We start from the raw sequence: 11,745 nt of genomic DNA on the forward strand, positions 1-11,745 counted from the left end.
AAGCAAAGATGGATCGTCGCCTGCGACGCCGATCAATTCGCAACCCCACGCCGGGCCACGGCGTCGCGTTCGCGGATCAGCGTCTGCCACCAATCCTCGTTTGCCAGATACCAGTCAACCGTGGCGGCAAGACCGGTTTCGAATGTTTCGCGCGGTTCCCAGCCCAACTCGCTGCGGATCCGCGAAGCGTCGATCGCATAGCGTTTGTCGTGCCCCGGCCTGTCCGCGACGAAGCTGATCTGTTCGGCATAGCTCCGCCCGTCCGCCCGCGGACGCTGCGCGTCGAGCAGCGCACACAATGCGCGAACGACTTCGACATTCTGCTTTTCGTTGCCGCCGCCGACATTGTACGTCCGGCCGGGGACCCCACGTTCGAACACGCACTGCAGGGCGCGGACATGATCGTCGACATAAAGCCAGTCGCGCACCTGATCGCCCTTGCCATAGACGGGCAGCGGACGGCCCGCGAGAGCTTGCGCGATCATCAGCGGAATCAGCTTCTCGGGGAAATGGTAAGGGCCGTAATTGTTCGAGCAATTGGTGATCAGCACCGGCAGGCCGAAAGTGTGGCCCCAGGCACTGACCAGATGGTCAGACCCCGCCTTCGACGCCGAATAGGGCGAGCGTGGATCATAGGGCGTCTCTTCGCTGAACAGACCATCGGCGCCAAGCGAGCCGTAAACTTCGTCGGTGGAAATATGATGGAAACGGAACCGCGCGCGTGCTTCCTCCGGCAGGCCCTCATAATAGGTACGTGCCTCGGACAGCAGTACAAATGTGCCCACGAGGTTCGTCTGGATAAAGGCCCCCGGGCCGTCGATCGAACGGTCGACGTGGCTTTCGGCGGCAAGGTGCGTGATGATGTCGGGCTGAAAGGACGCGATCGCTGCGCGTACCGCATTGGCATCGCAAATATCGCCCTGAACAAAGCGGTATCGCGGGCTGTCCGCGACCGACGCGACCGTCGAGGGATTGCCGGCATAGGTCAGCTTGTCAAAATTCAGGACCTCGTAGTTCCCCTCCGCCACCAGATGGCGGACGAGCGCCGAACCGATAAAGCCCGCCCCGCCGGTCACGAAAATACGCATGTCTTGCTCGTTCCTTCTCGTTCGCGCCTGCAATCAAAGCAGCCTGACGAAATCTTCCCATTGGCGCGACTTGCTGTACCGGTCGGCAATCATGGCCGCGCCCGCATCCGCTATACTGCGGCGCCGATCCTCGTCCTCGAGCAGGCGGTCCAATTGGACCAGCATATCGTCGACATCGCGGTAACTGCTCATCGTGACGCCCTCCTCCATCCCCGGCGGATAGGTTCCGGCATCGGACAACATCAGCGCGCCGCAGCCGAGTGCTTCCCAGCAACGCATATTGCCCCTGTCATTGCCCGACATGTCGATCGCGCCGTTGAGAACGATCTTTGCGCCGCCAAAGGCGGCATAAAGCCCGCGCCCGAACACGGGCGGCTGCGCAACTTTCGCCACCGGCCGCGGCAGGCGATGTCCCCGAAGCGGTGGCAGCAGACCGAGCGGCGTACCCGCCAGCCGCGTCATTCGCGACTGCTGCAAATGAATTCGCACGCTGCGGCGGTCCTGCAGCTTCGCCAGTGCCTCGATAACCTGCGCGCGGTTGCGGTGATGGCGGCTGTATGTCCCGACGAAGACGATATCGACGGGACGTTCAGCCTGCCGGTAATCGGTCATCACCGGGTCGAACGCAGGATAGAACCAGGCGGCATTCCACCCGCTTTCCCGATAGGATTGCAGGATCGATTCAAAATTGCAGACGATGAGGTCATAGGCACCAAAATCGGCGCCAGGGCTCGGCGCAGCGCGCCAGGCAATCGCCTTTTTCACACTCCCCGGCAGCTTGCGAACAAAATCGCTGCCGAACCGTAGCGGGTCCATGTTGTAGAAAATGTCGGCGCCCGAAGCCTCGATCTGCGCCAGCAATATGGCTTCCGGCGTAGCGTCCTTTCCCAATCCCTGCGCATCCGCCCAGGTGCGTTGCGATCGCGCGTCGCCGCCGACTGCAAAGCTGCCGCCGGTGCCGTCGAGCACCGGTTGCAGCATATGAAGCGCGACAAAGCGGTCATCGAGAAGTTCTTGCAGGACAGTGCGATAATCCGCCGAACGCGCGCGCGCATGCACCCCGTCCATATAGGTGGGGTAGATGTCGAAATTCTGGAAGACCGCAGTCATGGAGGGAATTAGCCGCGGAAAAGAAAGAGAATGTTGAGGAGAATCATCTGACCCGGACCCCACGGACATTGCCAGCAGATTGCGCCTTGAGGCGCGCCGGCGCAGTTATTTTTCCGTATTCTTCGGTCGAGCGATAGAGATAGAGCAACAATGCAGCCATGCCGCCACCGCCAGTCAGAATGGCCGTGAACAGCGACGCGTCGGCGAGCGAAACCACAAATGGCATCAAAACGGCGCATGCGATGCGGCGATCAATCTCACCGATAAGCCGCGAGGATATCCAAAGCCAGAGACCCGCCAGAAACAGGATCAACGGCACACCGAGGGTACCAAAGCCCGCAATGCCATCCGCCGCAATGAAATTCGCATTATAATTGTTGATTTCGGCGACCGCCGCGGTCGGCGTGACGTAACGGCCAATGACCTGCCCGACCGATTCCATTCCATAGGGATATTCCGAGAACGGTCGACCGACGAGCGAATGCGACAGATAGGTGACCGGATAATTCAGGAAAAAGTCGCTGTAGACACCGACGAGAACGCCCGGGAGCGCCAGAATCCGCATGTAGACCAGATCGGAAATATTGCTGAACACTCCTGTGCCAGCTCGGTAGACCGATACGATGGGGCCAAGCACGGCGAAGAACAGAACAGCCGCATAGATGCGCCCGAACATGACCCGGCCGTTGCGAAAGACAAAGAAGACCCCGATCGTGAGCAGCGTCGATCCCAGCACGACCTTACCGGCGAGGGTCGAATAAATCAGCAACTGGCCAATGAGGCCGGCGGCGATCAGGACGGGCTGGCGGCGCGTGATGCCGGCAACCAGCAGAAAGGGATTGACCGCGCCGCTGAGCGTACCCATCACATAACCCATGAGCGCACCGCCAAGGGTGGTCGCGGCCGCACGCTGCTCATAAACCTGCTCAAGACCCACAATGTTGAGCGTCTCGCCAAAAATCACAAAGATCCCGACATTCCCGACCGCCCACACGCCCAGAACGCCGGCCCAGAACGTGCGCGGCGCCAGTCGCAATTTCGCAAACGGCTTCCCATCGCTCAGCAGAAGGATGAATGCCGCCGCCGAAGACCATATGACGGCCAAAAGAAAGATCAGGTCGCCCATGGGCAAAATGCCCTGTTGCGGCGGGATGATCACCGAAGGAATGAAAAGAAGGAAATAGAGCGCCCATTTGGCAAAGCCCACAATTGTCCAGCTATGCATTGGCAAGAACATGCCGAGCAGGGCGGACAGACCGATCGTCGCGCCGGTCAGAAGCGGCGATGGTGGTTGATACCAGAAGCCCAGATAGCTCCACTGGGTGGATAGCTCGGCATAGGTCGTGATCAGGAACCAAGCATAGATGCCGCCTATCAAAGCCGTCACAAGGTGAAGCGCCGCCCTCGACGCTCCGGCCTTTTCCGTTCGAGCTTGCTCTTGCACCATCATTTCCTCGTGATCAGGCGGCGCATCACCGCCCGTCCTTTCAATAATCTGTCCGTCAACGCCTTATCGCTATCGAACAGATTGTGCGAGACAATGGGGGCATCGATCAGCGCTTTTAACTCGTCGATCGGCATTCCCAGCTTCTTTGCGACGAAACGCGTGTCGCGTTCGGCTTGCTTCTCGGTCGTGATCGGAACGCGCAATTCCTCCAGCGCCGCATCGCGTGTCAGTTGCCCCGCGACGATCAGCGAAGACAGGTGCAGCCGGCGCTTGTCGAAGCGCAGCTTGCGCGGAAGATAGACGTCCTGGTAGAATTTGGTGAAGCGACTTTCCGAATGCTTCGGGCCATAATCGCGCCAGCCATAAACGGCGCGTAATTCTTCCTGCGCCGCTTCCTTGTCATAATTGGTGAAATCGAGCGGCCGATAGCGTTTCGGCAGGCCGCGCACCCGCGTCGTCCAGAGATATTCGGCCATCGTCATGATCGGATAGGCGTGAAGCGGTTTTTCCCCGTACGCCTTGTGCACCGCGCGCACATGCTTGCCGTCGCTCGAACTCGGTCCGTCGTGCGGAATATGGAGATTTTCCGACGCGAAATTGACCCCGGACAGGAAAGACCGAACGCCATGCTTGCGCGCTAGCCGGAGCAGCGTCGCGAAAAAGGCATGATCCTGCGGGAAGTCCTGATTGAGCACATTTGCGCGCAGGAAAGCCCGCTGGACATCGCGGACCTCGTCCCATTCGACTACGCAGGTGACCAGGTCGAGGTCGAGGCTTCGAACCAGTTTTTCGATATTATGGACCGCGGGTTCGCTGTTCCAACCGGCATCGACATGCACCGCGAGCAGGCGCAGGCCGTGCTTCGCGGCCATCAGATGCGCGAGATAGGCGCTGTCGACTCCTCCGCTGAGGCCAACGAGCGCATCATAGGGCTTGTCCCTGCCCTCTTCCCTCAGCGTTGCGACGAGGGACGCCATCCGGCGCTCGCCTTCTTCGCCGGGCCACCATTCGTGCGGACTGCGGGCAAAGGCATCTTTGCAGCAGTTGCACTGACCGTCAGGACCGATCTCGACCCCCTCGACATCCTCGGGCATCACGCAGACCGTACAGATTCGGGCGTTGGTTCCGACGATCATCGGTTCTTCGCCTGCAGCCGTGTTTCGTAATCGGGATAGGTGATCAGCACCGCGCGCAGTCGTCCGATAAAGGCAAAGGCGCTTCCCGATGCCGCGGCATCGGCTCCGGCGCCCAGCGCCGCGTCGAGGTGCGCGACCTCGCCCGCACCGCCCAGCGCGATGACGGGAACATCAAGGCCCGGCGCAATCGCCGCGATACCCTCGATATCCATTCCCGTGCGCAATCCGTCGCGGTCGATCGACTGCAGGATGATTTCGCCAACCCCGGCCTTGGCAAGCCGCGCCGCTTCCTGTTCCAGAGGCTTGCCGGTCGAGGTCGTCCGGCTGGCGCCGTCGACGCGATAGTCGAGGCAACCGACGAGGGCCTGGACGCCGAACGCTTCCGCTATTTCGCCAATCAACCGCTCGGACGTGTGCGAACGGAGCACCAGTTTCTCGACGCCGTCGGCAACCAGCCGGCGCGCATGTTGGATCGTCGATATCCCGCCGCCATAGCTGAGCGGCATGAAGCATTCAGAAGCGAGGCTGGTGACGAGATCGAAATCGGGCTCACGACCATCAGCGCTGGCGTCGATATCGAGCACGCAGATTTCGTCGACTTCCTTCTCGTTGAACAGGCGGATGATATTGAAAGGGTCACCCACATAAGTGCGCTCGCCAAAGCCGACCGTTTTCACGACCCGCCGCGATCGATCGATCAGCATCACGACAATGAGGCGGGGCAATACCACGTGAAAAATCCGAAGTTGGAGAAGCGCGCTGCCGCTCAGGCGGCGCGCGGAATGATACGGATAATGTCGGCCGACACCTCGGCGCGATAATCGGGATCATCCTCGAAATGCGACAGCAGGGTCGAAAGACGCGGATAGCCATCCTGTCCGGTAAAATCCCGGGCGTCGTCGATCAGGATGATATGCCCCTTTACATTGTGATCGAGCACCATCTGCAATTCCGCCGACACCGGTGTGTCGATTTCCGCCTTGCCGGTAAAACCGCCGCTGTAATGGCCATCGAGCCAGAAGACCGCAGGACGGTCGATTGTCTTCAGCACTTCGGGCAGGACGACCGCGCTGTCGCCCTTGAGGCAGCGGATATTCTTCTTCCGCTTGAGCATGTCGACCGCACGACGGTGAATTTCATCATCGATCTCGATCGTAATGCACTCGACGCCCGTCTCGGCGATATGTTCGACCATGCTGCCGAGATATGTGCCGGTTTCGACGAAATATTTCGCACCGCTGGTTTCGACATAGTGGCGGACCACGGCCATCTTCACGACATTGGGCGCCGGCGACGGGCAACCGCGCGCAACCCATGTGCCGATATCCCGGCGAACGACGGCTCGCAAATTGCGCACGATAGTCAACAAGCCGGCCCGTTGGACGGCGTCGCGAACCGGAAATCGCAGATCATCTTGATTACTCACGGAATTTTCCTGCATTATAAAAAACTTTCCTTCAGACTGGACCGCGCTCGAGCCGCGCGAAATCGGCGAGCAATCGCATACCAAAACGGTGGCTTTTTTCGGGATGGAATTGAACTCCATGCACCGCGCCGTGCGCCACCGCAATTGTCTTTTGGCCGTCATAATCGACTATCGCCGCGACGTCGGCGTCCGTGTCGCAGACCATGTGATAGCTATGTGCGAAGTAAAAACGCTCTGAAACTGCGCTGGACGGCGCCATCCATGTATCACGCACATATTCGACGTCGCGCCAGCCCATGTTGGGTACCTTCACGCCTGGAAGAGACGGCACGATCCGTTTGACATCGGCGGCGATAAGGCCAAGCCCTTCGGCGCCGCCTTCTTCGCTCGTTCGCGCCAGCAACTGCATGCCGAGACAGACGCCAAGCAAGACAGCCCCGCGGTCGACCGCCGTGCGGATCGCGTCGGACAGGCCCTCGGCGTTCAGTACCGCCATGGCGTGCCCGAATGCTCCTACGCCGGGAAGAACGAGATGGCGCGCATCGGCAATGACATCGGGGTCGCCGCTCAGATGCGTATCGGCGCCGACATGATCGAACATATTGACGAGCGACGCGATATTTCCGACGCCATAATTGACGATGGTGATCATGATGCAGGCCTCGCTTCCGCGCCTTCGACATGCGTTCTCGGCAACGCGTGATAGCATAAGAGAAGCTGCGCGAGCGAAAACAGGCACAGCAATATGCTGTGGGCAACGACAATCTTTTCGACCGCCCAGTCGGCGCCCGGCGCGTAGAGCCAGAGCAGCGCCATCGCTGCAAATCGGCTGATGTCCCAGCCAAGCTGGGTAATTTGCCGCCCCATGATCGTCAGGGTCATGTTAATGCCCCCCGACACCAGCCCGAGGAAATAAGCGGGCGCCAAAATCTGGGCGAATTTAGCCGCTTCGTTCCATCCCGGCCCGAATATCAACTGGAAAAGCATCGGGGCAAAGATCACGCAGGCGAGTGTCGGAAGAAATGCCAGGCCGACCAGGAGCAAGGACAGACGCCGAAAACTGCGGCGCGCCGTGCCGGTTCCTAGTCGCAGATCCTCCGCCAGATTTCCCATATGAACCTGCGACACCGCTCCGACTATCAGCGCGACCGGCAGACCCACGGCCCGATCGACCAACCCGAACTGCCCCGCGGTCGACGCATCGAAACTGGCGTAGATGAACAGCGGCGTCATGATGCTGCCCGCCGTGCTCAGCACCGCCCCCGGCAGCGAAATCAGCGACAGGTCACTGAACCGCCGTGCGACCGTGCGAAGATCCGACCAGCTCGTTCCGAAAATACCGCCGAGGGCATGAAGCCGGCCCCGCGCCAGCCAATATCCATTGAGCAAGCGGCCGGCGAGGTCGGCCAGTATCAGGCTGCTGCCAATCGGTGCAGCAATCGCGAGCCCCGCGCTGGTTCCCGCGTTGGTCAGCCCCTGCGCGATCTTGGCGCTGGCGATCGTATTATAGGCCGCGTCGCGGGTCGCGAGATAGGAGAATATCTGCGCCCACCCGACGGCAAGCGCCGACAGGGACAGCCACCACCAGCCAAAACCGAGATCGGCGAGAAAACGGGGCCACCCCATCGCCAGCGCGGCAAGCAGAACGCCGGTGAAGACGACCGTCGTGACCAATGTCAGCAATCCGCAAAGGGCGATGACATGCGTCAACTCGGGACCGTCGCTTGCGCGCAGTATCGCGATTTCATACCGCAGCATCACGACAACGATGACCAGCATCATGATCGACTGGAATGCCTGAAAATGCCCGAAAACCTCGGGCCCGAACGAGCGCGACAGGAGCGGCAGGATCAGAAAGCCGATCAACTGCGCCAGCGCACTCCCCTTCATTATGGTCATGACCGAGCGGAGCATCGATCAGTGGCCCAGTCGCTCTCGCACATGCGCGACGAAAGAGGCCGGAATATCAGCACCAAAATCCGATTCAATATCGCGCGTCGGATCCGCATCGATCGGGACGATCGACTGCCCAAGGTGCGCGATACGCGGGGTCGAACCCAAAAAAGCGCCCCACAGGCTGAAGCCCGATCCCGACGCGATCAACGCGGCTCCCTGTCCCAGATGGAGCAGGTCCGTAACCGATTGTTGCCTCGGCGCCCGCTTGAGACCTGGCCGCGCCAGCAGCGCAGCGAGCTCTTCATCCGCCCCGTCCGAAAACAGGATCGCCGGCACGTCCTGCCCCAAAGCGCGGCGGAGCGCATCGAGGCGATCGCCATACCAGTCGAGCGGAAGGCGGGTATTGGTGGAGTCTTCCGAAACCGCATTCCCCGCCGGTTTGGCAAAGTCCCCTAACCGGACATGGATCGCGATAAATGGCGTGACAGACGGTGCGGGATGGTAGCGCGGCCGGGTCATGGCGAGAAGCTCGCGGCGCAGGAACGGCCCGTGACCGACGACCTGCGCGAAGGACTTCTTTTCATTGTCCTTCAGCGCGTTGTGAAAGCGCAGGACCTGTTTCTCCGCAGCGGCGGGCTTGGCAGGCCATTCGATGCCGATGTCCACTTTTTTCGCGCCCGCCAACGCGAACAGACGCCGCAGTCCACCGATCGCCGTGCCCCGATTGAACAACAAAAAGTAATTCCGCTTGTCGCGTTCGCGGCGAAGATAGGGGCCTACGCGCAGCTTGAGCCAAAAAGGCGCGAGCATCACGGCGTCATTCTGTTCGCACCACAGCCGGCAACGCGCCCAGGCCAGCAGCCCGTGCGTCAGACCATATCGCCCAAGGACGGGGATCGCGTGGACGCGTCGCTCACTCATGCAACGGCGGCCGCCACCTCATGCAGAGCAGCCGCAATCTGATCCTGCTGCGCCACGGTCAGTTCGGCATAGATCGGAAGCGAAAGGATGCGGCCTTGCAGCCGATGCGCGACCGGGAAATCCTCCGGTCGGTGCTCCAGGTGCGCGTAGCAAGGGAGAAAGGGCAGCGACCGCTTGTAGTTGACTACGGTGGGAACACCGCGACCCTTCAGCGCAGCAGCAAGGCCGTCGCGATCGTCGGTCTCGATCACATAGAGGTGATAGACATGTTCGCGCCCGGCGACTTCGGTGGGCGTGACGATGCCTGGAACGTCTGCGAGCAACGCGTCGTACCGCTTTGCCACTGCGCGGCGGCGTTCGGTCCAGCCGGCCAGATGCGGCAGCTTAACGTTGAGGATGGCGGCCTGGATTCCGTCGAGGCGCGAGTTGATGCCCTCCATCTCATGATCGCCCTTCACCAGGCCGCCATGACGCGCAAAGCAGGCCATGTGGCGCGCCAGCGCGGCGTCGTTGGTGGTGATCGCCCCGGCATCGCCCATCGCACCGAGATTCTTGCCCGGATAGAAGGACCAGGTCGCGATATGGCCAAAGCTGCCGGCCTTGCGGCCGTCGATCGTGGCGAGGTGCGCCTGCGCGCAATCCTCGATCACCCACAGGCCGTGCTTTTCGGCAATTGCCATGATCGCGGGCATGTCCGCCATCTGGCCATACAGGTGCACGGGGATCATGCCGACAGTGCGGTTCGTGATCTTTTCGGCTATTTTCGACACATCGATCGTTGATGTGACGGGGTCGATATCGACGAAAATCGGTTTTGCGCCGTGCTGCCCGATCGTCTCCGAAGTCGATATCCACGACTGCGCGGTCGTGATCACCTCATCGCCGGGTTTGATGCCGAGCGCCTTCATCGCGATATAGATCGCGTCGGTGCCATTCGCGCACGACACGGTATGGTTCGCCCCCATCAACGCCGAATATTCGCTTTCGAACAGTTCGACGTCGGGACCGCGGACAAAGCTGCTTGCCGCGATCACCCGCGCAATAGCGCCGTCGATCTCGTCCTTAAGCGACAGATATTGCGCATGGAGGTCAACGAAAGGAATGGACATGGCTTCTCCAGTCAGCACTTAGCTGTGGTGGCGCAGGAGGCGCGCCGGATTGCCGGCGTAGGTACCGGGCTGGACGATAGATTTTGTGACGACCGATCCAGCGCCGATCACGACATCGTCGCAAATCGTCACCGGCATGATCGTCGCGTTCGAACCGATCGACACGCGATCGCCAATCGAGGTGGATTCCCATTTGCTCTTGTTGCCCCGCGCGGGGCCCCCGCTCGCGAAACGGTCGTTCACAAACATGACGCCATGACCGACGAAACAGTCGGTGCCCATCGTCACCAGCTCGCAAATGAAGCTGTGGCTTTGAACCCGGGTTCGCGCGCCAATCCTGACGTCCTTCTGGATTTCGACAAAGGGACCAATGAAAACATCGTCGCCGACGGTGCAGCCATAGACGTTTGACGGCTCGACGACCGTGACATTGGCACCGCAGATCACATTGACGATGCCAACTGCCTTGCGATTGACGCTACCGGTCATTCTCTCACTCCACCCGCCTCAGCCGCGGCCGAGCTTGGCTACCTTGGGATTGAAACGGAGATCGACACGCCGCCCTGTTTCGATCGATTCATAGATGGCAGAGATCAGCTCGAGGCTGCGTCGCCCCTGAATTCCGTCGACCAGCTGGGGGCCCCCGTTGCGGATCACATCGACGACATGTTCGTAATAGGCCTGATGCCCAAACCCGTACACACTGGGCGGATTGACCGAATATTTCTCGATCACGTCGGCGTCTTCGGGGCCGGCATCGAGGAAATTCCAGGTCTCGAGCTTGTTCACCGCGAAACCGCCGATCACGACCGTGCCGCCCTCGCCAAGGATGGAAATCGACCCTTCGAGATCCTTGGGACGCGTCCCGCCGGTCGCCTCTATGATGCCGAGCGCGCCGTTGGCGAAGGTCAGGATCACCGCAGCCGTGTCTTCGGCCTCGATATCGACAAGGCGCGTCGCACTCATCGCTGACACCGACACGACATCGCCCATCATCCATTCGAGCAGGTCGACATGGTGGCTGGCCTGATTGGTCAGGACGCCACCATCGAGCGCCCAGGTACCGCGCCAGGCGTCCTGGTCATAATAGGCCTGCGGACGGCACCAGCGCACGCGCACCGTTCCCATGACAAGTTTGCCGAACCTGCCGACTTTCAACGCCTCGCGTAGCTTGACCACGGGAACGTTGAAACGGTTCTGCTTGACCACAAACAATTTCACCCCGGCTTCGTCGCAAGCCGCGATCATATGATCGGCGTCGGTCAGGGTCAGCGCCATCGGCTTTTCGACGATGATATGTTTACCATAGGGCGCCAATTCGATGACATTCGACGCATGATTGCCGCTCTCGGTCAGCACCACGAACGCATCGATGTCCGCCTCACGCGCCATTTTGTGCATGTCGGTGAACCAGGGCACGCCGAACTGCTCCCCGATCACCCGCGCCTTTGCCTCGACAATGTCGCAGACCGCCGCGAGCCCGGCATTCTCGATCTGCTGATTGCCCAGCAATTCCGAATGCCGCTTCGCGATCCGACCGCAACCAACCAACGCCAATTTAATCATCGTCAACCTTTAGTGATTTCAATGGGATATGCCAAAAAGGCGAAAT

12 protein-coding genes are annotated in these 11,745 nt (G+C 60.6%); all 12 read right to left on the reverse strand.

Annotated features, from left to right (window positions below):
- Positions 1-32 precede the first annotated feature (32 nt).
- The 12 genes from rfbB to SKP52_RS10410 all read right to left on the reverse strand — a co-directional run bounded on the left by rfbB (position 33) and on the right by SKP52_RS10410 (position 11,699).
- Positions 33-1,088, reverse strand: a complete 1,056-nt coding sequence (gene rfbB, locus SKP52_RS10355; RefSeq protein ID WP_039574582.1) for a dTDP-glucose 4,6-dehydratase — start codon at positions 1,086-1,088, stop codon at positions 33-35.
- A gap of 33 nt (positions 1,089-1,121) precedes the next feature.
- Entirely contained in the window at positions 1,122-2,198 is a 1,077-nt protein-coding gene (locus tag SKP52_RS10360; RefSeq protein WP_039574583.1) for a glycosyltransferase family protein, read from the reverse strand.
- Positions 2,199-2,241: 43 nt separating this feature from the next.
- The gene (locus tag SKP52_RS10365) at positions 2,242-3,648 is read right to left on the reverse strand and encodes a hypothetical protein (protein ID WP_148309078.1); all 1,407 of its coding nucleotides are present in this window, start codon (positions 3,646-3,648) and stop codon (positions 2,242-2,244) included.
- A complete protein-coding gene (locus SKP52_RS10370) occupies positions 3,645-4,781 on the reverse strand; it encodes an N-acetyl sugar amidotransferase (protein ID WP_039574586.1) in 1,137 nt (378 codons plus the stop codon). The genes SKP52_RS10365 and SKP52_RS10370 overlap by 4 nt, the downstream gene beginning before the upstream one ends.
- Positions 4,778-5,512, reverse strand: a complete 735-nt coding sequence (locus SKP52_RS10375; protein WP_039574588.1) for a HisA/HisF-related TIM barrel protein — start codon at positions 5,510-5,512, stop codon at positions 4,778-4,780. The genes SKP52_RS10370 and SKP52_RS10375 overlap by 4 nt, the downstream gene beginning before the upstream one ends.
- Positions 5,513-5,547: 35 nt before the next feature.
- On the reverse strand, positions 5,548-6,138 hold the full coding sequence (locus SKP52_RS24575; protein ID WP_148309079.1) for an O-methyltransferase: 591 nt from the start codon (positions 6,136-6,138) through the stop codon (positions 5,548-5,550).
- Between the two features lie 100 nt (positions 6,139-6,238).
- Positions 6,239-6,859 carry an imidazole glycerol phosphate synthase subunit HisH gene (gene hisH / locus SKP52_RS10385; RefSeq protein ID WP_039574589.1) on the reverse strand — a complete coding sequence of 207 codons (621 nt, stop codon included), beginning with the start codon at positions 6,857-6,859 and terminating at the stop codon, positions 6,239-6,241.
- A complete protein-coding gene (locus SKP52_RS10390; RefSeq protein ID WP_148309080.1) occupies positions 6,856-8,106 on the reverse strand; it encodes a lipopolysaccharide biosynthesis protein in 1,251 nt (416 codons plus the stop codon). Before SKP52_RS10390 ends, hisH begins: the two co-directional genes overlap by 4 nt.
- Positions 8,107-8,124: 18 nt before the next feature.
- The gene (locus SKP52_RS10395; protein ID WP_148309081.1) at positions 8,125-8,916 is read right to left on the reverse strand and encodes a hypothetical protein; all 792 of its coding nucleotides are present in this window, start codon (positions 8,914-8,916) and stop codon (positions 8,125-8,127) included.
- 104 nt (positions 8,917-9,020) lie between these two features.
- The gene (locus SKP52_RS10400; RefSeq protein WP_039580627.1) at positions 9,021-10,133 is read right to left on the reverse strand and encodes a DegT/DnrJ/EryC1/StrS family aminotransferase; all 1,113 of its coding nucleotides are present in this window, start codon (positions 10,131-10,133) and stop codon (positions 9,021-9,023) included.
- Positions 10,134-10,151: 18 nt separating this feature from the next.
- A complete protein-coding gene (locus SKP52_RS10405; RefSeq protein ID WP_039574595.1) occupies positions 10,152-10,622 on the reverse strand; it encodes an acyltransferase in 471 nt (156 codons plus the stop codon).
- Positions 10,623-10,640: 18 nt separating this feature from the next.
- Positions 10,641-11,699, reverse strand: a complete 1,059-nt coding sequence (locus SKP52_RS10410; protein WP_039574598.1) for a Gfo/Idh/MocA family protein — start codon at positions 11,697-11,699, stop codon at positions 10,641-10,643.
- Positions 11,700-11,745: the final 46 nt, after the last annotated feature.

This window comes from Sphingopyxis fribergensis (assembly GCF_000803645.1).
Lineage (GTDB): Bacteria > Pseudomonadota > Alphaproteobacteria > Sphingomonadales > Sphingomonadaceae > Sphingopyxis > Sphingopyxis fribergensis.